Here is a 21,787-nt window from a genome sequence, read left to right as displayed (position 1 = left end):
CTCCATGCGCCGGGTCATAACTCCCGTCTCTGCTCATGAACAAAGCCCTCCTCGCCCAAGCCGCCAATGAAGCCCGTGGTCTCGCCATGGATGCCGTCCACAAATGTTCTTCCGGCCATCTTGGCCTGCCGCTCGGCGCAGCGGAAATCGGCGCAGTGCTTTTTGGCGAAAGCCTCCGCTGCAATCCAGCCGACCCGAAATGGCTGAATCGTGATCGTTTCATCCTCTCCGCCGGTCACGGCTCCATGTTCATCTACTCCTGGCTGCACCTCAGCGGCTACGAAGTCTCCATCGGCGACGTCTCGAATTTTCGTGTCCTGCATTCCATCACTCCGGGCCACCCTGAGTTTCATGAAACCCCAGGCGTCGAGTCCACCACCGGCCCTCTCGGCCAGGGCGTGGGCAATGCCGTGGGTTATGCCCTCTCCAGCAAAATGGCTGCTGCGAAGTACAACACTGCTGCTCACACGATCATCGACAACCACGTCATTGCTCTCGCTGGTGACGGCTGCTTGCAGGAAGGCGTGGCGCGTGAAGCCGTCTCCTTTGCCGCGCACAACGCGCTCGATAACCTGATCCTCATTTACGACTCGAACGATGTGACGCTCGACGCCATGGCGAAGATCACGCAGAGCGAAGATGTGCAGACACTTTATACCGCCATCGGCTGGGACGCCGTGACCATCGACGGACACGATCTCGACGCCATCCTCGGTGCCATCGAAACCGCGAAGCAGGCCGACAACGGCAAGCCCAAGATCATCATCGCCAAGACCATCATCGGCAAAGGCATCCCCGAAGTCGCCGGCACCGCCAAGGGCCATGGCGAAGGTGGTGCGAAGTTCGTCGATGCTGCCAAGAAAGGCCTCGGCATCCCTGAAGGCACGCATTTCTACGTCAGCGATGAAGTGAAAGCCTACTTCGCCGATCTCAAAGCCAAACGCGCCGCTGCTCATGCCGAGTGGACCACCACTTTCACTGCCTGGAGCGCTGCGAATCCTGAACTCGCCGCCCAGCTTGAAGCCGCCCGCCACGGCAGCATCAGCGCCGAGGATCTGCTGAAAGTCGTGCCGGAATATCCGTCCGAAGGCAAGGCCGCCACCCGCAACAGCGGCGGCGAAATCCTCAACCACATCGCCAAAGCCGTGCCGCATCTCGTGACCGGCAGCGCTGATCTCTTCGGCTCCACGAAGAACTATCTCACCGGCATGGGCGACTTCAGCGCCACGAACAACACGGGCCGCAACATCTGGTTCGGCATCCGTGAGCACGCTATGGGTGCCATCTGCAACGGCCTCGCCTACGACGGTCTCTTCCTCGCCAGCGGTGCCACCTTCCTCGTCTTCGCCGACTACTGCCGCCCGAGCATCCGCCTCGCTGCCTTGGCGAAGCTGCCCGTCACCTACATCTTCACGCACGACAGCGTCGGCGTCGGTGAAGACGGCCCCACACATCAGCCCGTCGAGACTGTCAGCGGTCTGCGCGTCATCCCAAACCTCGACGTCATCCGCCCCGGCGATGCGGAAGAAGCCGCCGCCGCCTTTGCTGCCGCCTTCAGCCGTCAAGACGGCCCGACCCTGCTCGCCCTCAGCCGCCAGGACCTCCCACACCAGGGCATCGCCAGCGCTGCCACGCGTCGCGAAGGCACGCTCAAAGGTGGTTACATCCTCGTGAAGGAAACCGCCCCTCTCGAAGCCATCGTCATCGCCACTGGCTCTGAAGTTCAGTGGGCGGTCGAAGGTTCCAAAGGTAAGCCCGGCGTCCGCGTCGTCTCCATGCCCTGCATGGAACGCTTCGACCGCCAGAGCGCCGAGTATCGCGAGTCCGTCCTGCCAGTCGCCTGCACGAAGCGCGTCGCCATCGAAGCCGGTGTCTCCGGCCTCTGGTGGAAATACGTCGGTACCCAGGGCCAGATCATCGGCATCGACCGCTTCGGCATCAGCGCTCCGGGCAACACCGTCTTCAAAGAACTCGGCATCACTGAAGCTGCTGTCGCGAGAGCGTTGGCTTGATCGTCAAACGAATCCCCTGATTCGTTATCCCCTTCAAAACCTCCCGTTGCGTAAGCTCGGGAGGTTTTTTGTTTCAAGCATTCATCCTTGCCTATCAGGATTGAGGTCTGCTAACCATGAGTAGCTAGATAATCGGATGAACGAAAAGCAGCAATCTCCACCCCTCTGGGCATATGTGTTGATCCTTGTTCTATGGTTAGGTATTAGCTTGTTCTTGTTTTATTCTTTTCGTGAACAGTATCGCCTCGAAACAGAAGTGAATGCTGAGATATCAAAAGTCACTTTTCTAAAATTGCCATCTAGCGCGACAAAAGTCTCTTACTGGCGAGATGGTATTAGTTATCTCGCAGAGTTCCAAGTTCCGGAGGCAGAGTTCCGTCAGCTTTTCAAAAGTTTTGATCTTCAGGAGATTGAAACACCCATCGAAGTCTTTCGATCAAAGTTTGGCAATCCAAAGCTGTCACCATTTCAATCACGTTTCGACAGCCCTCCAGTCAGGATCGCTGATGGGTTCAAGTTTGAGGTGATTTGGAGTAATGGAGGAGGCTACAATATCGTGTATGATCGCAAGCGTTCGCAAGCATACTACGAATTCCGAAGGCGCTAAACGCGTCGCCATCGAAGCCGGCGTCTCCGGCCTATGGTGGAAATACGTCGGCACCCAGGGCCATATCATCGGCATCGACCGCTTCGGCATCAGCGCTCCGGGCAACACCGTCTTCAAAGAACTCGGCATCACTGACGCTGCTGTCGCGAGAGCGTTGGCTTGATCGTCAAACGAATCCCCTGATTCGTTATCCCCTTCAAAACCTCCCGTTGCGTAAGCTCGGGAGGTTTTTTGTTTCGACGCGGCTGCTTTGCCGCCCTGGCCTGGGTTCGGCTGTTTCAAGATTCGGTGACATGAAGTTCGCGTAAACTGATGCCGTTGAGCACACCAGCCTGATTTTACCGACTTGGCTGATGCTCATCCCTGGCTCTACCAATGGAGCAGTTCCGTGGGCATCTTGGACGACAGCCATCCGTCGGGACCTCAGGACTAAGTCTTCCACAAAGGGTCGGCCAATTTCCTGCCCGACGCGTTTTGGGCTTGTGCAGACGGGCGCTCCTTTTGCATTCTTCACGCATGGAAACTCTCCCCACTCCTGAAATCGTCGGCGAAGATTTGAATCCCTATGCGCCGCCGAAGGCGGATGTCTCGTCCTCGGCTGCACCCATCACAGGGATCGATATGGACCGCTTCGGTCCTGCTGGCGGGGGAAAACGTTTCCTCAATTACCTCATCGACCAGGCCGGACAGCTCGGGTGCATCTTCGTCGTCTTCGTCGGTCTGATCATCTTGGAGGAGTTTGGGCTGTTCAGTGGCATCTCTGTCTGGATCGAAAACATGTCGGACCTTCAGTCCTATGGCGTCGCCTATGTGGGTGCCTTCGTGTACTACACGCTCTTCGAGTACCTCTTTGGCCGCACGCCGGCGAAGTGGATCACCGGCACGAAGGTGGTCACTCACACGGGTGGGAAGCCGGCATTCATGAAGGTCATCCTCCGCACGCTGTATCGCATTGTGCCCTTCGAACCCTTCTCCTTCCTCGGTGGCAACACCTCCGGCTGGCATGATCGCTGGTCAGGCACCCTCGTCGTGGATTTGCGGAATCCCATGCCCGCACGCATCTCCCCAGCACTCGCGCGGCATTATCGCTGAGCGGATCACTTCACCACCAGCCAGCCCACGACGATGAGGATGGGCAGGAGGATGGGGATGGAGAACTGCCACATGTAGCGGAGGAAGTCGGGCGTGTGGACCTTCGACTTGTCGGCGATGGCCTTGACCATGAAGTTTGGCCCGTTGCCGATGTAGCTGCCTGCGCCGAAGAACACCGCGCCCAGCGAGATGGCGATCAGTTGATGCGCGTGCGATGCGGCAAAGCCCACCACATCCGCCGCCGAGTCCACGGAGAGATGCTCCGTGCCCATCGCTGCCGCGAGGAAGCTGAGGTACGTCGGTGCATTGTCCAGGAAGGCCGAGAGCGAGCCAGTGGCAAAGTAATAGCCCAGTGGAGTCGTGATTTGCACTGTCTCCCCGCTTTGCAGGATCTGCAGCGCGGGGATCATCGTCAAAAAGATGCCCGCAAAGAGATAGCCCACTTCCTTCACCGGCCCAAAATTGAAATCGTTCGCCTCATGGATCTCCCGCTTTGACGTGAAGTAGGATCCCACGCCTGCCGCGATCATCACCAGCGCCGGCACACTCACCACCCCGCCGATGACCATCTCCTGCACACTCTTGGGCAGGAAGACCGCTGCCAGCACCATGCCCAGAAAGCCCAGGTTCGGCAGGCCGCGAAAATAGAAGTGCTCCTCCGCCGTCTCCACCTCTCGCACAGGCTTCGGCGCACGGCGGAAGTTGATCGTATCCAGCACAAAGAACACCGCCAGCAGCAGCGTCACGCAGATCAGCCAGCCCAGCCATGCGTGCTCCAGCACCCACCAGAAAGGCACGCCACGCAGGAAGCCGAGAAACAGCGGCGGATCACCGATGGGCGTCAGCGCGCCGCCGCAGTTGCTGACCACGAAGATGAAGAACACGATGTGCTGCCCCGTGATGCGGTATTTGTTCATCCTGATCCAAGGCCGGATCAGCAGCATGGAGGCGCCGGTGGTGCCGATGAAGTTCGAGAGCACAGCCCCCACGGCCAGGAAGATGACATTGCGCAGCGGGGTGGCCTCACCCTTCACGCGGATATTGATCCCGCCGGAGATGACAAAGAGGGAGCCCACCAGCGCCATGAAGCTCACATACTCATGCCCCGCGTGTTGGAGCGCGTGCCAGTCATGCTGGACCAGCCCATAATACGCCGCCGTCACCAGCCCGAGTCCCACAGCCACCTTCGGGTAATGGTGCTCCCAGAAATGCGCGGCAAAGAGTGGCATCAGCGCGATGCTCAGCAGCAGCGCCGCAAAGGGCAGGATCATCCAATACGGCGGCATGGCGGGATGGGAGGCCGTGGCGGCGGCGAGGAGTGGGAGCATGAGTCAGGGAAAATAAGGGAGTCGAGAGACGTGCCAGGGGGAGCCAAGTGGAAGCTACTGCGCCTGCACGCCCCGGCTGTCAAATCTCCTGCGTCATTCCTGGATAGGACAGGCCGGGACTGTTTTCAGGAAAAAGAAGGCTCACTTCACATCGCGCCAGAGCCAGCGGAGAGCCTCGGGCAGGGCGGGGGACATGCCTTTGCTGCCGTGGAAGCACTCGGTCCAGTCCACGCGGTGGTCGTAGCCCATGTAGTTGAGGCTGGCTTCCATCATGCGGTTGGCGAGGGGCCAGTTGCCGAACTTGTTGTCGAGGTCGTTGGTGCCATCGAGGAGATAGACGCGGATGTGCTTCCGCTCGGTGATGCGGACGAGATAGGGGTAGGCATTGCCGCCGCGAATATCGACGAAGGTGCCGACCCAGCAGAGGACCTTGTGGAATTTGTCCGGGCGCTCCCAGGCGGCGGTGAAAGAGCAGATGCCGCCGGAGGAACCGCCGGCGATGGCCCAGGCTTCGGGCTGGGGGCGGAATTTCACGCCGTAGCGCTTCTGCACCTCGGGGAGGATTTCATCGAGAAGGAAACGGACATAGGCATCGCCGAGGCTGTCGTATTCGAGGCTGCGATTGGCGGCTTTGTCGCCCTGCTTTTGGGAGATTTTGCGGCCGGGATCGACGAAGACGCCGATGGTGACGGGCATGTCTTTTTTGTGGATGAGATTATCAAAGACGACGCTGGCGCGCATGGAGCCCGAGGGATCGACATGGCGGCTGCCATCCTGCCAGACCATGAGGCAGGCCTCGCTGCCGGGTTGGTATTGCTGGGGGATGTACACGGTGACATCACGCACGGTGTCGGGGAAGATGCGGCTCTGCTTCCAGGCAAACTTTTCGAGTTTGCCCACGGGCACTCCCTTCTGCGGCTGGCTGTCAACGCTGTAGTCGTAATGCTCCACATGCACCATGCCGCCGACACGGGGCATGCCGCCGGTGGTGATTTGATATTGGAACTCGCTGAAGTTCGGCAAAGTCTTCACCAGCACCTGCAATCCGTCTTCACCCAGTGCGGTCATGGAGCCGATCACGGTGCCATCGGCACGCTGAACCAGGGCGGGTTGCGGGTCCATGATGGCCCAGGCGACGCTGGTGCCTTCGATGCGGGTGGTGGGCTTGCCTTTGAGGAGGTTTTGTTTGCCAAAAAGCCGCAGCACCTGGCCGTGCAGTTCTTTGGAGTGACTGCTTTCAGAGGTGGAGATGGCTTTCTCCAGCGCGGCCAGAGAGATTACCGGCCCTTGAGGGTTCTGCCCGAGCAGGTTTCCTGCGACCAGCACCGGGATCAAAAAAAGAGAGCGCATCATGAGTGCGCTCTCCAACGATCATGCAGTGGCAGACCTTCCACTGAATCACAGTGATGCGGTGACGGGGCCTTTGTAGCCGCCGGCTTTCACCTGGTACATGTGCTCCTGGATACCGCGCACCATCTGGCGGACGTGCGGCCATTTCATGCGGTCCTGCATGATTTCCATGCTGCGCTGGTAGGAACCCCATTGGAGGACTTCGATATTCACATGGCGCACGCCCCAGGCATCCATCTGAGTGCGGGTGGGCTTGTAAATATCAATGGTGCCGGTGCCGACGAGGGCGCTGCCGTAGTCGTCCACCACATAAGTGACTTCTGGCTGACCGCTGATCCTGAAACGTGTCCCGACCGGATAGCGGGACCAGTCTGCCGCAGCGCTGCGGACGCTGCCGAATTTGAGGGGGGTGCCCAAGGCGTTGCGAGCTCCATAGACGATGTGGTCGTCTTCATCATGGCAGTAGGCCGTTGTTCGGACTGTCATCTGGCGGCCTGGGGTCGTTGCGGCAGCCATCAAAGGCGGTCGGGGAGCTTCGATCACGAAGTAGTAACGTTTCATGTCTGTCGGGCGGAAGGGGACACCTGCCGCCAGCGCCTTGCGCACTTCATAGCGCACGCCGGGGGTCAGTGGCCCGCCTGAGCCAGTCTTGGACCCGGCATTGCCGGTGAACTGCGCATTGGGTAAGGCGCAGGAACTGAGTAACACCACCGATGCGAGAGCGGCGAGTGAGCCGACTTGAGAGAGTAATGCATTCATGGTTGAATATTGGTAACTGAGAGAAATCTACTAAAATATCCATAAGTTAGCAATATAAAAACCATAACAAGCAAACTTTTAAGGCGTTTGGAAAGCTAACTTCCGTTAAAAACAGCCTTCCTCCCAGATCGAATGGCCCAGGAAAGGCTGCCGTTTGGGTGGTATCCAGGCACAAAAAAGACGCGGACCGTTTCCGGTCCGCGTCTGCCAGGGGGAGGCTGTTTTGCCAGTCGGGCTTACGCCGCAGGAGCGACTTCGGCTGCACCACCGCCTTCAGCGGCTTTGGCAGCGTCGTCCTTTTCCTTCATGGCGGCTTTGCGGCTCATCTTCACCTTGCCTTTGTCATCGATGCCGATGCACTTGGCGGTGACCATGTCGCCGACTTTGACGACGTCTTCCGTGCGGTTGACGCGGAAGTCGGCGAGTTCGCTGATGTGGATGAGGCCGTCTTTGTTACCAAAGAGACGCATGAAGGCACCGAAGTTCGTCGTGCTGACGACCTTGCCGGTGTAGTTCTTGCCGATCTCGACCTCGGCGGAGACGCCGGAGATCATCTCGAGCGCGCGCTCAAGGCCTTCCTTGCGGGTGGCATAGACGTACACGGTGCCGTCGTCTTCGATGCTGATTTCAGCGCCGGACTCGGCCTGGATGCCTTTGATGTTTTTGCCGCCAGGACCGATGAGTTCACCGATCTTGTCAGGGTTGATCTTCACGATCTCGATGCGAGGTGCGTGCGGGCTGAGAGGCTTGATTTCGCTGATGCCAGCGGCCATGGCGCCGAGGACTTCGGTGCGGCCGTTTTTGGCTTTGACGATGGCTTCCTCAAGGATGCTGAGGGGGATGCCTGGGAGCTTGAGGTCGAGCTGGTAGCCGGTGACGCCTTCGCTGGTGCCGCAGAGCTTGAAGTCCATGTCGCCGAAGTGGTCTTCGGAGCCGAGGATGTCCATCATGGTGAGATAGCGCTTCATGCTTTCGCCTTCGAACTCAGTGACGAGACCGACGGAGATGCCAGCGACGGGGCGGATCAGAGGCACGCCTGCGTCCATGAGGGCCATGACGCCGGAGCAAACGGAGGCCATGGAGGTGGAGCCGTTGGAGGCCATGACTTCGCTGGAAACGCGGATGGCGTAGGGGAAGACTTCCTTGGCTGGAATGACAGGCTCGATGGAGCGCTCGGCGAGAGCACCGTGACCGATTTCACGACGGTTCTGACCACCGAAGCGGCCGCACTCACCGACGGAGAAGGGAGGGAAGTTGTAGTGAAGGATGAAGCGCTTCGAATCTGGGCCACCTGCGTAGGTGTCCATTTCCTGAGCTTCGTCCGCTGGAGCCAGCGTGGCGATGGCGAGGGCCTGGGTCTCACCACGGGCAAACAGGGCGGAGCCGTGAGTGCGGGGGAGGACGGCGACTTCGCCGGAGAGCGGGCGGATCTGGTCGATACCGCGACCGTCGCAGCGGCTGAGTTTGTCCAGGATGGAGATGCGGAAGGCTTTCTTCTGGAGGTAGTCGAAGGCCTGGCCGATGGCGTAACCGGAAGCTTCTGGATACTTGGCCTTGATGGCGGCTTCCACTTCGTCCTTGAGAGCGCCGATGGCTTTGCCACGGGCGACCTTGCTTGGCTGATAGATGGCACCTTCGATGCGGTCACCAGCGACCTGGTAGGCCACTTCGAGGAGTTCGTCTTGGACGAGCATGAGAGGCATGACGCGCTTCACTTTGCCAGCGAGGGCGGCGAGCTCTTCCTGAGCCTTCACGAGGCCCTGGATGCTTTCTTGAGCAAAGCGGAGAGCGGCGATGAAGTCGGCCTCAGGCATTTCCTTGGCAGCGCCTTCGATCATGATGACTTCGGTCTTGTTGCCGACGTACACGAGGTCGAGATCGCTGTCGTCACGCTGGTTGTGGGTCGGGTTCACGACGAACTGACCATTCACACGGCCGACGCGGACGGCACCGATGGGGCCTGCGAAGGGGATGTCGGACACGCAAAGAGCGGCGGAAGCGCCGTTGATCGCGAGGATGTCCGAGTCGTTCTGGCCGTCAGCGCTGAGCAGGAGGGCGACGATCTGGGTTTCGTAAAGGTAGCCTTTTGGGAACAACGGACGCAATGGGCGGTCCGTCATGCGGCAGGTGAGGATTTCCTTCTCGGTCGGACGACCTTCGCGCTTGAAGTAGCCACCAGGGAACTTGCCAGCGGCAGATGCTTTTTCTTTGTATTCCACGGAGAGCGGGAAGAAGTCGAGACCTTCCTTGATCTTGGTGGCGGAGACGGCGGTGACGATGACGATGGTGTCACCAAGGCGAACGGTCACAGCGCCATCGGCGAGGTGAGCAAGTTTACCGGTTTCGATTTCGATGATCCCTGAACCGCAGGGAGCTTTGACTGTATGGATTGCCATAGGTTGTGTTTCTTTGTCTTGTTTGTTTGGGGGAATGGACCGCGCGGAGGCGGAATGACGAAGGCCGAAGCTCGAATGACGAAGGTCATCAGGCGGGCACAATGGGTCGGAAAGGCTGCTGGATGTAAGCAGGAGGAAGCTGTAAAGCTCCGGGCTTTCTTTCTCGACTTTGTCGCCATGCGAAAAGGGGCGATGCGACGTGGCATCACCCCTTTTGGCGGGAAAAGTTGGATTAGCGGCGCAGGCCGAGGACCTTGAGGGCCTTCTGGTAGCGGTCGTTGGCCGTCAGCTTCAAGTAATCAAGGAGCTTGCGGCGGCGGGCGACCATACGGAGGAGACCACGGCGGGTGCTGTGATCCTTGACGTTGGTGGCCAAGTGGGTCGTGAGATGATTGATGCGCTCCGTCAGAATCGCGATCTGGACATCGGAGCTTCCGGTGTCTTTGTCGTGGATTTTGAAGTTGGCGGGGGCAGTGGCGACTTCGCTCATGGTATGTTTATCGGGGGAGTGCCGGACAACTTGTCTGGCGTGTTGTTTTCAATTGGGTATTGAAGGGCCACGATGTTTCCACGGATGACCACTTTGGCAAGGAGTTTTTCACAATGGACGCTGCCTTTCACTCCCCGATCTGCGCGCTGGGATACAGGCGGACGAGGACGCAACTGAGGCAGTCGTGGATCAGGGACTGGGCGGAGCGGGAGACGACTTCGGGGAGGGCGCTGGTCTCGACGCCGGATTTCCAGAGGCGGGTGATGCCGTCGTCGTGCTCTTCGAGGATCTGGCTGCAAATGGCGTTCCAGTGGCCGGGCTCGGTGCCTTCCTGCCATTCGCCCCGACCCCGGCCGAAGTGGGCGACGGCGAGGTAGGTGAGCATGGCGAGGCGGACTTGCTCGCGGAAGTGCTCGCAGGACCAGTGGAGGCGCTGATCGCCCCCGCGGACGAGGTTGTAACTTTTGATCAGGGCGTAGGCACCGATGCCTGCGGCGATGCCGCCGACGAGAGCTCCGCCCCCGAAGGTCATGCCGCCCATTTTGAGATCGGCGATGAGGCCGCCCATGGCTCCGCCGGCGACGCTGCCGACGACGCTCCAGATGGCCTCGGGCACCTGCACGGGGAGGTGAAACTGCTCCTGGGTCAGTTGACCGAGACGCCGCGCGGCTTCGCCTTCGAGTCCGTGGAGTTCGATGAGTTTGTTTGTGGTGCCGACGAGGCGGTCGGCGAGGCGGGTGGCGAGTTCTTCGCGGGCGCCCTGGTATTCTTTGTTCAGCTCCTGGCGGGCGATGCCGATGCGCTCCCAGAGTTTCTCGCCCCGGACTTCGATGCCGTCGAGGACGGCGGCGGTGAGGAGTTCGGCGAGGGCGCGGCTGGACTGGTGGAAGACTTCGACGTTGCGCTGATGCCAGGCGCGCTTGAGCTGCTTGAAGGCATCGGTCTTGGGCTCCTGGATGAGCGGGGTCATGGCCTCCATGAGGCGGTCTTCCTGCACCCAGCAGCGGGCGAAGGCATCGAGGCAGAGGGCGTCGCTGACGATGGGCCACTGCTTGAGATGATCGCGCCAGATTTGGATCTCGGATTCTTCGACGGTGGCCTCCTGGGTGGGGCCGGTTTGATTGAGGAGGACGAGGACCGGCTTGCCGACCCAGCCGAGGATCTCCATCTCGGGGGCGATGTAGGCGGCGACTTCGGGTGGCTCGGTGGCGTTGACGAGGTAAAGGACTACGTCGGCTTCCTCGCGGACATTTTTTAATGCCTGCTGGCTGCACCAGAGGGGCTTGTCGGTGAGGCGGTCCCAGGTTTGGGAGATGAACCAGAAGATGGGGTTCTTTTCGCGTTTGAGGCGCTTCAGGAGGCGGGCGCTGTCGCCGAAGCCGGGGGTGTCCCAAAGGCGGAGGAGGCGGGCGTCGTGCTCGAGGAGCTTGTAGGACTCATTGAAGAGGGTGACGTGGGCGGAGTCCCGCACTTCGCCGACGTCCTGGCGCAGGAGGGTGCGTGCCAAGGTCGTCTTACCCGCATTGGTGTGCGAGATGAGACTCAGGGTGATGATGTCCGATGCGGGTGGCTGGATGCCCGGGGGAGGCGGCATAGGACTGACTTTAGACGGTGGTGGAGCAGTGCAAAGGGGAATGTGCCCGCACATCCACTTCAGCGCTGCCGGGCGCGATCCATGGCGTGAACGATTTGTGCCCGTGCCCGCAAGTACTGTTCCTCGCGCGTGCTCAGGAGGCTGTGCTTATGCCAGTGGCTGTAGATGATGAAAGCGACGACGCCCACAAACGTGAGCATGAAAAGGCTGCTAAATCCGTCATTCGATGAAAACAGCGTGGCGAGACCTATCACGAGCATGCCCCCGCCGATGATGGTGATGAGGATCGGCGAGGGGCGGCTTGTATGGCCGTTCTTTCCTTTAACCATGTATTCCCTGGACTCGGCCTCCCATTCCCGGTCGAGGCGTTCGAGGTCGTTCTGAAGCTGGATGATCTTCAGGTCATCCGCCATGTCCGCCGTGCGTTCGGCCAGTTGCGTGAGGACTTCGGTGAAGAAGGAGGAGTCGGAGTGCTTCACGGCGAGCTGGCGATGGCAGTGACGGCAGGTGACGAATTTGGTTTCCTCGCTGATTTCGAGGGGGGCACCGCAATGATTGCACGAGACGGAGAGGAGGGTCATGGCTTTGCATGACGGTTTACAAGGGCGAGCTTCGGGAACGAAGCCTTTTTTCGCGCTCGCTAGTCAGTGATCCGGCGCGCGGCCACGAGGATCTGGACACCGGCCCCTTCAATCATGTCCTTCCAGAGTCTCTCTCGTCCAGCGAGTTTCTCGGGCGACCAGCGGTTGCCGATGCTGGTGGCATCCAGCAGGACGAGAAGTTCGGCGGCGCGCTGACGCGAGGTGAGGGCTTGTTTCACATCGAGCACGAGCCGGCGCTGCACCTCGATCTCGGGCGTGGTGGCGAGATTGAAGACGAGCACCACGCGAGGATGGGCGGGCTTCCATGCGGCAGCGAAGTCGTCCTCATTTCCTGCGGCGATGGTCACAAACTCGGGCTGGGTCATCTGCCCGAAGCGCTCGCGCACGCCTCGTGCCCAGACCTCTCGGTGTGTCGGGGTGGCATCCGTGGCATGGACGAGCACGGTGATGGTCTCCTGCCCGCCCTCGATGGCGCGCAGGGTGCGCACTAGGTAGCTCTGCCAGCCGATGGCGCGTAACTTTTTGCCGATGACCTGATGCGCGCGCCAGGCGGTGAAGGCCGCCAGCAGTCCGCGGGGCAGGATGACGAGCACGAGCAGCGTGCCTGCATAAAGATGAATCCACGGCAGCGCGGGCGCGGGGGTGGACACCTTGCCGTTCGTGCGATGCATGGCGGGCAGTTGATCCAGCGGCAGCGGCAGGTGCAGCGTGGCGGCGGCGGGCTGGAAGAGTGCGCCGAAGAAGCTCTGCGCTCTTTCTTCACTGATCAGCGTGCTTTCCCAGACGGCGCGGTATTCCTTCGACCAGCCGCGTGCATAGAGGCCGATGGCGCTGCCGAGCGCGAGCAGGGCGGCGGCGATGTGCAGCCAGGCGCGGAAGCGGCGCTGCCAGCGCTCAAAGGCGGGTGCCTGGGTGAGCTGGGCAAACCTTTGATCCACCGTCATGCCAGTGTGCTGCTCACCGTCCGCACCTCCGCGATCTCCGACCACGGGCGTGAGGCGTATCGCCAGCCATTCCACCCAGGGGCTGCGGCTTTCTTTCTGAAGCTCGATCAGCAGGGAAAAGACCATGACCAGACCATTCCACAGCAGCAATCCGACGAGCGGCAGAGCGAGCAGGTTAAACTCCGTCTCCTGACCAAAGCCTGCCATGGCATAACCCAGAACGGCGGCGAGGACCCAACCAAGGATGATCCAGGCGCGGCGGCCTGTGACCACCGTGAGCCGCTCCGTGATGCGGACCAGCGGGCCATTGCAGCCGATGACCTCCTGCTCCAGCCAGTGACTGCGGCGGAGGAGAAAGGCGGCCTCGCGCGGCCCCAGCGGGTCGGCCTTCACCGTCTCGGAGTTTAGCCCGGCGCGAGTGTGCGCGGTGGCTTCACGGCGGCGCTCTTCCGTGAGGAGCGCGCCATCAGCGTCTCCCTCTTCGATCGCGCGCCAGCGCAGGATGCTCTGCCAGTCATTCCAGTCCATGCGGGGTGGGATCAGCCATGCTTGAGTCGGATGTCTTTGATGCCGGAATTTTTCAGGGTGCTCTGGATCCGCTTCAGGATGCGCGGGCGCTCCATCGTCAGCACATGATTCACCGTGGGCTGAAGCACGCGCACGGACAAAACACCGCGCTGGATGCTGTCTGGCCGAGAGTGCTGGTAGAGGAAGTCGCCCACGATCTCGCGCCAGGCGGCCAGCACCTCCTCCAGCTTCATGCGATCTCCCAGTCCTGCCTGGATGATGACCTTGCCGACGAGATCGGCCACGCTTTGTGCAGGCAGATCAATGATCGGTCCTTCATCAGCCCCACGCCACGCCGAGATCAGCGCATGACGAAGGCGCTGGCGGGCAGTGGGATGTCGGCGGTCGGACATGAAACCATGATGAGCGCTGCCGCCGGAAAATGCGAGGGGGAATTCAGTGCGGATGTCGGCTCTCATGCAGCAGCCTCATACACCAGTGGTTTTCCTGCTTGCCACCACTCCCGCACTCCTGATAATGCGCACCCCTATCCGCACCCCCCATGAGCGCCGCTTCCACCCCCGAACTTTCCTTTGAACAGGCCATGGAGCGCCTGGAGGAGATCGTGGGCAGCATGGAATCCGACCGGATGCCTCTGGATGAGATGGTGACTTCCTATGAAGAGGGCATGAAGCTGCTCCAGCGCTGCCGCCAGCGGATCGAAAATGCACGCCAGCGCATCGAAAGCATCAGCCTCAAGGCCGATGGCAGGGCCGAACTGGCACCCTTCGAGCCAGGCAAGGACGAACCTGCCGCCGAGGATAAATCCAAGACTGCCGCCCGCCGCCGCCCAGCTGCCCGCCCTGAAACTGAGGATGTCGGCGATGAAATCCGACTCTTTTGACACCGACACAACTTGTGGATACCGACCTGCCTCCCCTCACTTGCCCTGCCGACCTGAAAGCTCTGCCGCTCGAAAAGCTGCCTGACCTCGCAGAGAAGATCCGCCAGACCCTCATCGAGACCCTCGCCGAAACCGGCGGCCATCTCGGGCCGAACCTCGGTGTCGTGGAGCTCACGCTCGCCATGCATCGAGTCTTTGACACGCCAAAGGACAAGTTTGTCTTCGATGTGGCGCACCAGGGCTACGTGCACAAGATGATCACCGGCCGCTGGGACAAGATCCACACGATCCGCCAGTATCAGGGCCTCAATGGCTTCCTGCTGCGCAGCGAAAGCAAGCATGACTGCTATGGCGCAGGCCACGCAGGCACCTCTGTCAGCGCGGCGCTCGGCATGGCCACGGCGCGCGACTTGAAAGGCACGGACGAGCACGTCGTCTGCGTCGCCGGTGATGCCGCCTTCACCTGCGGACCTGTCTTTGAAGCGCTGAACAACGTCTCCGCGCATACCAAGAAGCTCATCATCGTCCTGAACGACAACGAGTGGAGCATCGACAAAAACGTCGGCGCCATGGCGGGCTACTTCAATGCCATCGCCACGCATCCCGGCTTCGCCAATCTGCATGAGAAGGCGGCGAAGTTCGTCGAGTTCATGCTCGGCGGCGGCGTGCGCAAGCTGGCCGAACGCGTGGAGAAGACGGCGAAGGGTCTGCTCCTTCCCCAAAGCGAAGGTCCGCACAACCGCAGTACGATGTTTGATGAGTTCGGCATCCGCTACTACGGCCCCATCGACGGACACAACCTGCCGTTGCTGATCCAGACTTTTGATTTCCTGAAGAATCAGAACGAGCCCGTCATCTTGCATGTGCTCACCGAGAAGGGCCGTGGCTACAAACCAGCGCTGGAAGATCCGCTGAAGTTCCACGGCCTCGGCAAATACAAGGTCGAAACGGGTGAGACCGCCGCCACCGACAAGCCCACCTACTCGCAGATCTATGGCCGCAGCGTCACGGACTTTGCGAAGGAAGACAAGAGCATCGTCGCCATCACCGGAGCCATGCCCGGCGGCACCGGCCTGATCGTTTTCAAAAAGGAAATCCCCGAGCGCTACTTCGATGTCGGCATCGCCGAGGAGCACGCGGCGCTCTTTGCCTGCGGCCTTGCTACTCAAGGCATGCGGCCTTTCCTGACGATCTACTCCACCTTCATGCAGCGCGCCTTTGACATGATCATTCATGACATGGCCATCCAAAACCTGCCGGTGCGTCTGTGCATGGACCGTGGCGGTTTGAGCGGTGACGACGGCCCGACGCATCACGGCCTCTTTGACATCGCCTATCTGCGCGGCGTGCCCGGACTCGTCCACATGCAGCCGAAGGATGAAGACGAGTTCGTGGACATGCTCTGGACCATGGCAAAATACGACAAAGGCCCCATCGCCATCCGCTATCCGCGTGGCAATGGCCCTGGAGTCACGCCCAAGCCGAAGCCCCAGCTCCTCGAAATCGGCAAAGCTGAACTCGTTGCTGACGGCAGCGATGTAGCCCTCATCGGGCTCGGCGACATGTTCTCCATCGCCGAGCAGGCCAAAGCGCAGCTTGAGGCCAAAGGACTCTCCGTGGCCCTCATCAACCCGCGCTGGATCAAGCCGCTCGACGGTGCGCTCATCGCGCAGATCGCTGCGAAGGTGAAGGTCGTCTGCACTTTGGAAGACCACATCCTCATGAACGGCTTCGGCTGTGGCGTCGTGGAGCTTCTCAATGATGCTGGCATCAAGACACCGGTCGTCCGCATTGGCTGGCCGGATGAATTTGTCGAGCACGGCTCGCCCGCAGGTCTGCGCAAGAAACACGGCCTCACGGTGGAAAACACTGTCGAAAAAGTGCTCGCCAAGCTGGTCTGAGCCAACCTTGGCGAATGATGAGCCGTATCCTTCCGCCAAGACAAAAAGGTTGAAAACCAACGCCGCTGCGGCCCGATTAGTCACTCCCCTCAGAAAACCCCATGAAAAAACTCGCTGCCATCTCCGCCCTCTCCGTGTTTGCCATGCTCGCCTCCGCCCAGGACGCCAGCGTCGCCGTTATCGAGCTCAAGCCACACGCCTCCAACCCGCTCGGCTATGACAAGACCGACCTCAGCGTCAAGGCTGGTCAGAAAGTGAAGCTCACCCTGAACAACACGGGCAGCATCGCCCCGCAGCCGCACAATTTCATCCTCATCAAGCCCGGCAAGGAAATGGCCGTCGGTGCCCAAGCCAACGCCATGATGACCGACCCTCAGGCAATGGCGAAGAGCTACATCCCGGATGCCTCGAAGGAGGACATCCTCGTCCACACCAAGCTCGTCATGCCGAACGCGAATGAAACCATCGAGTTCACCGCCCCTGCCGAAGCAGGCGACTATCCCTACATGTGCACCTTCCCCGGCCACTGGCTGCTGATGAAGGGCGTGATGCACGTCACAAAGTAACTTTGATTCTTGAAGGCGGACACGAGTCCGCCTTCATCGTATTCACCCCCCGCACCAACCCCGATCATGAAACGCATCCTCAGCCTCCTCACCTTCGTCGCTCTCAGCGCATCTTCCTTTGCCGAAGATGGCAAGCTTCCCGTCGCCGGTCTGAACTTCACCTACCCAGCCGCCTGGGCCTCCGTGCCGCCCACCAGCCCGATGCGTGCAGGCACCCTGAACATCACCGTCGAAGGCGCTGAAAAGCCGCTCGAAGCCGTCTTCTACTACTTCGGCGCAGGCCAGGGTGGTGATTCGAAAGCCAATGTGGACCGCTGGCTCGGCCAGTTTGCCAGCCCGCCGGAGTCCAAGACTGAGGAACTCGATGCCAATGGCACCAAAGTCACCCTCGTCACCGCCACCGGCACTTACAACGATGGAGCCATGTTTGGCCCGAAGACCCCGAAGGAAAACTACACACTGCTCGGTGCCATCGTTCCTGGCACGGACGCTCCCGTCTTCATCAAGCTGACCGGCCCCAAAGACGCCGTGGCCAAAATTGGCGATGCCTTCAAGGCCATGATCAAGAGTCCTTTTCCGGCGAAGTAAGTCGCCTCCTTTGATTTAACGATAAAAAAGCCAGAGGCGTGAGCCCCTGGCTTTTTTGTTTTCAGATTCGGGCAAAGTCCGGCGCAGCTTACGGCACCACGACCTTCGCATGAGTCTGATCCTCTTGACTGAAGATTTGAGAAGATGCGAACTGCCATCTCGCGCTTTCCAAGGAGGATTTTGTCGGGTATAGGGCGCGCCGATGAATTTGCTTAGATATACCCGTTCTATCTGCCTGCTTTGCCTGCTGATCGGGTTTGGCTCCTGGCTGGGTTGGATGACTTTGCCTCAGATTCAGGTGGCTAGGCATGACCCACTGATCGTGGCCCCAGGAATGCCGCAGGAGATGGTGAACCCGGAGGCCGCTGCTGCCATCACGGAGCCTGGGCAGATCCAGCAGATGCTGGCGCGGGAGTCATCACTGGCGGGGGCGCTGGACGGGGCGCGCCGTGCGGTCCAGTCTCTGACCGCGGCGGAATCCCGGCTGCCGGAGAATGCGGGGACGCGCTTCTTTGCCGCGCATCCGGGGCAGCAACTGACGGCGCGTTTTCGTGAGGGTGACATGGTGTTGGCATCCGGGCGCTCGGGCAGCTCGTGGAGCGGGGCGCTGCGCTGGCTGAATCCGGCGGCACCGGAGTCGAGGCCGCTGCCTAGCAAGACGGCGGCGGGGCGTGTGGAGTATGTGCATTCTGGCGGGGTGATGGAGTGGTATGAGAACCGGCCCGAGGGACTGGAGCATGGGTTCGTGGTCCAGGCGGGGGCGTCTCTGGCCGGACCTGGGGAGTCGGAGATCCGGCTTTCTCTCGCGGTGGCCGGGCTGCAAAGCCGGGGCGCGGGTGAGGCGGTGGATTTTGTGGAGGCTGCCTCGGCCCGGCCGGTCTTCCGCTACGGGAAACTGAAGGTCTGGGACAGCCAGGGCAGGGAACTGGGCTCTCATCTGGAGGCTACGGAGGCGGGGGCTGACATCGTCATTGCGGCAGCGGGGGCGGTGTATCCTCTGATGGTGGACCCGCTGATCACATCTCTGGAGGCGGTGCTGACGCCCGAGTTCACGGGGGATGGAGCACCGCAGGACCGGCTGTCTCAGTCCATGGCCCTGGTGGGAGATACGGCGCTGCTGGGGATGTCAGCGGATGACACGGCGGGGGGAATCGATGCCGGAAGTGTGTATGTGTTTACCCGGACGGCAGGTCTGTGGACCCTGCAGACGCGGCTGACGGCGGCGGATGGCGCGGCTGGGGATCTCTTTGGCTTCTCGGTGGCCATGTCAGGCACTTCGGCGCTGGTGGGGGCTTATTTGGACAATCAACCGGGGGTCCTGAAGGCTGGCAGCGCCTATGTTTTTACCCGCAGCGGCAGTGTCTGGAGCCAGGAACAAAAGCTGGTGGCAGCGGATGGCTCGGCTAGTGATTTTTTCGGCTTTTCGGTGGGTATCTCGGGTGACACCTCCGTCATCGGTGCAATCCAGGATGAGCCAGTCGGCAGCCCGGCCAATGCTCAACATGGCAGCGCCTACATTTTCACCCGCAGCGGCGGTGTCTGGAGTCTCCAGCAGAAGCTCGTGGCGGCGGATGCTCAGATCGGTGCCAACTATGGTTATCACGTCGCGCTGGAGGCGGATACGGCCCTGATCGGGTCGCCGGCAGCCGATGTCTCCAGCGTCACGGACTCTGGGGCTGCCTATGTGCATGTGCGCAGCGGTACGACGTGGACCCAGCAGAGGAAGCTGACGCCTGTCCCCTCGACGGATGCCTCCGCTGGAGATCGCTTCGGCCAGGCAGTCGCTCTATCGGGTGAGACGGCGCTGATGGGGGCCTTTTCCGATGACCATGTGGGGGTCACGAATGGCGGAAGTGCCTACGTTTTCCTGCGCAGCGGCACAACCTGGAGCCAGCAAGCCAAACTGGTGGCTAGCGATACGGCGACGGACAATCGTCTGGGATCTGCGGTGGCTCTCGATGGCGACATTGCCGTGCTGGGGGCTCCTGATCCCATCCTGCTGGCACCCGGTCCCGGCAGCGCCTATGTCTTCACCCGCAGCGGCTCATCATGGGCCCAGCAGGCGAAATTGCAGGCAGCGGATGGAGACATAGGGCAGCGCTACGGCACAGCGGTGGCCATCTCGGGAGGCACCCTCCTCTCAGGAGCTCCCTACCAGCGCAGCGGGGCCGGGGAGGAGGCGGGGTCGGCGTATGTGTATGTCTTGAGTACCGGTAGCTGGAGCCTCCAGCAAAAGCTCAGCGCGGGGGATGGAGCCTCCAGGGATGTGTTTGGCCTCAGTGTCGCGGCTTCCGGCAGCAGCGTACTGGCTGGTGCCCCTTACGATGACACGGCTTCGGGCATTGATTCCGGCTCGGCCTATGTCTTCCTGCGCAGTGGTTCCACCTGGGTGTCTCAGGCGAGACTGACTGCCAGCACTGCCGCTGCCAACGATTACTTCGGCACCTCGGTGGCCCTGGCTGGAGACTATGCCGTCGTCGGTGCCCCGCAGATCGACCCTGAGCAGGAGGTGGAGTCGGTGCGTGGACCTGGGAAAGCCTATGCCTTCCAGCGCACGGGCACGGCCTGGTCTGCATCGCAGAGTCTCGTGCCCACGGATGCTCAGGCGAATGATGACTTCTACGGGCGCTCCGTGGCGGTCTCCGGGGGCAGTGCCGTGGTCGGTGCGCCCCGGCATGATCCCGTCGCGAGAGTCAACGCTGGTGCTGCGTACGTCTTTGTGGAAAGCAGCGGTGTCTGGTCTAACCAGGCCAAGCTTCTCCCCAGTGACTCCACGGCGGATGATCAATTCGGCTTTGCGGTCGCTCTCTCCGGGGAGACGGCCTTGGTAGGTGCGCCGCTGGATAACAGCCCGAGTGTGGATGCAGGCAGCGCCTATGCTTTTGTACGCAGTGCCGGTGTCTGGACACAGCAGCAGAAACTCACCGCGACCGGTGCGGCAACACTGGATGACTTCGGCCGCAGTGTCAGCATCTCGGGGGACACGGCTCTGGTCGGCTCCCCGCTGGATGATGTGGGATTGGTCGTGGACACAGGCAGCGCCTATGTCTTTCTGCGCACCGGGCTGGTGTGGGCTCAGCAGGCCCGCCTGAATGCCACAGGTACCCTGGATGGGGACGGCTTTGGCGAATCCGTGGTGATCGAGGGGAACACAGCCCTGATCGGTGCCCCGTCGGATGATCTGGAAGCGCTTTCCGGGCTGAATGAAGGAAGCGCCACCGTCTTCATCCGCACGGGCGTCACCTGGAGCCAGGAAGCTGTATTGAGTGCTTCTGCGCCGGTAAACTTTGATGCTTTCGGCACTTCCGTCGCGCTGGGGGCAAACTTTGCCGCTGTCGGCGTGGCGCGTGATGACTCGGTCTCTCCTATCTCCGGTGATCCCCGCACCGACCACGGCAGCGTGCAGATCTTCCGCCTGGGCATGACTCCGCAGGAGTCCTGGCGTGTGACCTATTTCGGATCTTCCGAGAATTCTGGCGATGGGGCCGACGGGTTTGATTTCGATCACGATGGCTTGGTTAACTTGATCGAATGGGCCTGCCATCTGAACCCGACTACAGGCAGCACCTTCTCTGCCACGGCGACCCCTGACGGTGCCGAACTGATCTTTCTCTACTCGCGCAGTTCCGCAGCCCAGCAGGCGGGTGCTGCTTACGACGTGGAGTGGAGTGACACCCTGGAGGCGCTGAACTGGAGCACGGCCGGTGTCACACAGTCAGTGCTCGCCGATGATGGCACGCTGCAATCAGTCCGCGCCGTGGTTCCGCTCGGTGGCTTGGGGCGGCGCTTCGTGCGCCTGCGGGTGCAGGCACCTTGAGTCTGAGGCCGGGCGTGTCCGAAAGCTGTGTCGGAGGGGCAGATGGTGGAGCGTGGCACCACGGCAAGTTGCCTGCTGACTTGGCTGCCTATCTTCTGGTATCTGGGAAGGTTCCGACTAGGCTGGTGCCATGTCTTCATCGAACGCTGCCGAAACCAATCCCTGGACCACCCTCAGCACTCGGGAGACTTACGCGAATCCCTGGATTCGAGTGCGAGAGGATCAGGTGATCAATCCCAGCGGGGGGCGAGGCATTTATGGGGTGGTGGAATACAAGAACCGGGCGGTGGGTGTGGTGCCGATCGATAACGATGGCTTTACCTGGCTCGT

Annotated in this window: 17 protein-coding genes and 1 pseudogene; 9 read left to right on the top strand and 9 right to left on the bottom strand. The window is 61.0% G+C overall.

What is annotated here, in order from left to right; genetic code table 11:
- Positions 1 to 35 precede the first annotated feature (35 nt).
- The 3 genes from tkt (at position 36) to AC6FTP_RS08765 (ending at position 3,711) form a co-directional block, all read left to right on the top strand.
- Positions 36 to 2,012 carry a transketolase gene (gene tkt, locus AC6FTP_RS08775; protein ID WP_497206536.1) on the top strand — a complete coding sequence of 659 codons (1,977 nt, stop codon included), beginning with the start codon at positions 36 to 38 and terminating at the stop codon, positions 2,010 to 2,012.
- Between the two features lie 536 nt (positions 2,013 to 2,548).
- A complete protein-coding gene (locus AC6FTP_RS08770; protein WP_497206535.1) occupies positions 2,549 to 2,782 on the top strand; it encodes a transketolase-like TK C-terminal-containing protein in 234 nt (77 codons plus the stop codon).
- Positions 2,783 to 3,135: 353 nt separating this feature from the next.
- Positions 3,136 to 3,711 (top strand): RDD family protein, encoded by a 576-nt coding sequence (locus AC6FTP_RS08765; RefSeq protein ID WP_497206534.1) that lies wholly within the window; start codon positions 3,136 to 3,138, stop codon positions 3,709 to 3,711.
- A gap of 5 nt (positions 3,712 to 3,716) precedes the next feature.
- Here the strand turns inward: AC6FTP_RS08765 and AC6FTP_RS08760 are convergent, their stop codons facing one another.
- The 9 genes from AC6FTP_RS08760 to AC6FTP_RS08720 all read right to left on the bottom strand — a co-directional run bounded on the left by AC6FTP_RS08760 (position 3,717) and on the right by AC6FTP_RS08720 (position 14,094).
- A complete protein-coding gene (locus AC6FTP_RS08760; RefSeq protein WP_497206533.1) occupies positions 3,717 to 5,039 on the bottom strand; it encodes a sodium:proton antiporter in 1,323 nt (440 codons plus the stop codon).
- 141 nt (positions 5,040 to 5,180) lie between these two features.
- Positions 5,181 to 6,392, bottom strand: a complete 1,212-nt coding sequence (locus AC6FTP_RS08755; RefSeq protein WP_497206532.1) for an alpha/beta hydrolase — start codon at positions 6,390 to 6,392, stop codon at positions 5,181 to 5,183.
- 45 nt (positions 6,393 to 6,437) lie between these two features.
- On the bottom strand, positions 6,438 to 7,148 hold the full coding sequence (locus AC6FTP_RS08750; protein WP_497206531.1) for a 3D domain-containing protein: 711 nt from the start codon (positions 7,146 to 7,148) through the stop codon (positions 6,438 to 6,440).
- A gap of 236 nt (positions 7,149 to 7,384) precedes the next feature.
- The gene (locus AC6FTP_RS08745) at positions 7,385 to 9,544 is read right to left on the bottom strand and encodes a polyribonucleotide nucleotidyltransferase (RefSeq protein WP_497206530.1); all 2,160 of its coding nucleotides are present in this window, start codon (positions 9,542 to 9,544) and stop codon (positions 7,385 to 7,387) included.
- Positions 9,545 to 9,776: 232 nt separating this feature from the next.
- Positions 9,777 to 10,034, bottom strand: coding sequence for a 30S ribosomal protein S15 (gene rpsO, locus AC6FTP_RS08740; RefSeq protein ID WP_497206529.1), 258 nt, complete (start codon positions 10,032 to 10,034; stop codon positions 9,777 to 9,779).
- Positions 10,035 to 10,161: 127 nt separating this feature from the next.
- Entirely contained in the window at positions 10,162 to 11,628 is a 1,467-nt protein-coding gene (locus tag AC6FTP_RS08735) for a DUF3482 domain-containing protein (RefSeq protein WP_497206528.1), read from the bottom strand.
- A 59-nt stretch (positions 11,629 to 11,687) separates the two neighbouring features.
- Positions 11,688 to 12,209 carry a DUF3784 domain-containing protein gene (locus AC6FTP_RS08730; protein ID WP_497206527.1) on the bottom strand — a complete coding sequence of 174 codons (522 nt, stop codon included), beginning with the start codon at positions 12,207 to 12,209 and terminating at the stop codon, positions 11,688 to 11,690.
- Between the two features lie 59 nt (positions 12,210 to 12,268).
- Entirely contained in the window at positions 12,269 to 13,702 is a 1,434-nt protein-coding gene (locus AC6FTP_RS08725) for a hypothetical protein (RefSeq protein ID WP_497206526.1), read from the bottom strand.
- A gap of 11 nt (positions 13,703 to 13,713) precedes the next feature.
- Entirely contained in the window at positions 13,714 to 14,094 is a 381-nt protein-coding gene (locus tag AC6FTP_RS08720; RefSeq protein WP_497206525.1) for a DciA family protein, read from the bottom strand.
- Between the two features lie 149 nt (positions 14,095 to 14,243).
- Between AC6FTP_RS08720 and xseB the strand changes: the two genes are divergently transcribed.
- From xseB to AC6FTP_RS08690, 6 genes and pseudogenes are all read left to right on the top strand, one after another.
- Entirely contained in the window at positions 14,244 to 14,585 is a 342-nt protein-coding gene (gene xseB, locus AC6FTP_RS08715; protein WP_497206524.1) for an exodeoxyribonuclease VII small subunit, read from the top strand.
- Positions 14,582 to 16,486 (top strand): 1-deoxy-D-xylulose-5-phosphate synthase, encoded by a 1,905-nt coding sequence (dxs, locus tag AC6FTP_RS08710; protein WP_497206523.1) that lies wholly within the window; start codon positions 14,582 to 14,584, stop codon positions 16,484 to 16,486. Before xseB ends, dxs begins: the two co-directional genes overlap by 4 nt.
- Before the next feature lie 101 nt (positions 16,487 to 16,587).
- Positions 16,588 to 17,052 carry a plastocyanin/azurin family copper-binding protein gene (locus AC6FTP_RS08705; RefSeq protein ID WP_497206522.1) on the top strand — a complete coding sequence of 155 codons (465 nt, stop codon included), beginning with the start codon at positions 16,588 to 16,590 and terminating at the stop codon, positions 17,050 to 17,052.
- Between the two features lie 66 nt (positions 17,053 to 17,118).
- Positions 17,119 to 17,640: a hypothetical protein gene (locus AC6FTP_RS08700; RefSeq protein ID WP_497206521.1), complete on the top strand. Its 522-nt coding sequence runs from the start codon at positions 17,119 to 17,121 to the stop codon at positions 17,638 to 17,640.
- 202 nt (positions 17,641 to 17,842) lie between these two features.
- Positions 17,843 to 21,457, top strand: coding sequence for an FG-GAP repeat protein (locus AC6FTP_RS08695; RefSeq protein WP_497206520.1), 3,615 nt, complete (start codon positions 17,843 to 17,845; stop codon positions 21,455 to 21,457).
- A 130-nt stretch (positions 21,458 to 21,587) separates the two neighbouring features.
- Positions 21,588 to 21,787: pseudogene (locus tag AC6FTP_RS08690) on the top strand (DNA mismatch repair protein MutT); the annotation flags it as partial.

The organism is Prosthecobacter sp. (assembly GCF_044378005.1).
Lineage (GTDB): Bacteria > Verrucomicrobiota > Verrucomicrobiia > Verrucomicrobiales > Verrucomicrobiaceae > Prosthecobacter.
This window is presented reverse-complemented; position numbering and strand designations above follow the sequence as displayed.

What these genes read in the sequence shown, in the direction of transcription:
- AC6FTP_RS08735 (WP_497206528.1), bottom strand. Translation starts at nt 11,628, where the DNA reads ATGCCGCCTCCCCCGGGCATCCAGCCACCCGCATCGGACATCATCACC.
- AC6FTP_RS08745 (WP_497206530.1), bottom strand. Translation starts at nt 9,544, where the DNA reads ATGGCAATCCATACAGTCAAAGCTCCCTGCGGTTCAGGGATCATCGAA.
- AC6FTP_RS08730 (WP_497206527.1), bottom strand. Translation starts at nt 12,209, where the DNA reads ATGACCCTCCTCTCCGTCTCGTGCAATCATTGCGGTGCCCCCCTCGAA.
- AC6FTP_RS08755 (WP_497206532.1), bottom strand. Translation starts at nt 6,392, where the DNA reads ATGATGCGCTCTCTTTTTTTGATCCCGGTGCTGGTCGCAGGAAACCTG.
- AC6FTP_RS08695 (WP_497206520.1), top strand. Translation starts at nt 17,843, where the DNA reads ATGAATTTGCTTAGATATACCCGTTCTATCTGCCTGCTTTGCCTGCTG.
- xseB (WP_497206524.1), top strand. Translation starts at nt 14,244, where the DNA reads ATGAGCGCCGCTTCCACCCCCGAACTTTCCTTTGAACAGGCCATGGAG.
- AC6FTP_RS08705 (WP_497206522.1), top strand. Translation starts at nt 16,588, where the DNA reads ATGAAAAAACTCGCTGCCATCTCCGCCCTCTCCGTGTTTGCCATGCTC.
- AC6FTP_RS08700 (WP_497206521.1), top strand. Translation starts at nt 17,119, where the DNA reads ATGAAACGCATCCTCAGCCTCCTCACCTTCGTCGCTCTCAGCGCATCT.
- tkt (WP_497206536.1), top strand. Translation starts at nt 36, where the DNA reads ATGAACAAAGCCCTCCTCGCCCAAGCCGCCAATGAAGCCCGTGGTCTC.
- AC6FTP_RS08750 (WP_497206531.1), bottom strand. Translation starts at nt 7,148, where the DNA reads ATGAATGCATTACTCTCTCAAGTCGGCTCACTCGCCGCTCTCGCATCG.
- AC6FTP_RS08760 (WP_497206533.1), bottom strand. Translation starts at nt 5,039, where the DNA reads ATGCTCCCACTCCTCGCCGCCGCCACGGCCTCCCATCCCGCCATGCCG.
- AC6FTP_RS08770 (WP_497206535.1), top strand. Translation starts at nt 2,549, where the DNA reads ATGGAGGAGGCTACAATATCGTGTATGATCGCAAGCGTTCGCAAGCAT.
- AC6FTP_RS08765 (WP_497206534.1), top strand. Translation starts at nt 3,136, where the DNA reads ATGGAAACTCTCCCCACTCCTGAAATCGTCGGCGAAGATTTGAATCCC.
- AC6FTP_RS08725 (WP_497206526.1), bottom strand. Translation starts at nt 13,702, where the DNA reads ATGGACTGGAATGACTGGCAGAGCATCCTGCGCTGGCGCGCGATCGAA.
- rpsO (WP_497206529.1), bottom strand. Translation starts at nt 10,034, where the DNA reads ATGAGCGAAGTCGCCACTGCCCCCGCCAACTTCAAAATCCACGACAAA.
- AC6FTP_RS08720 (WP_497206525.1), bottom strand. Translation starts at nt 14,094, where the DNA reads ATGTCCGACCGCCGACATCCCACTGCCCGCCAGCGCCTTCGTCATGCG.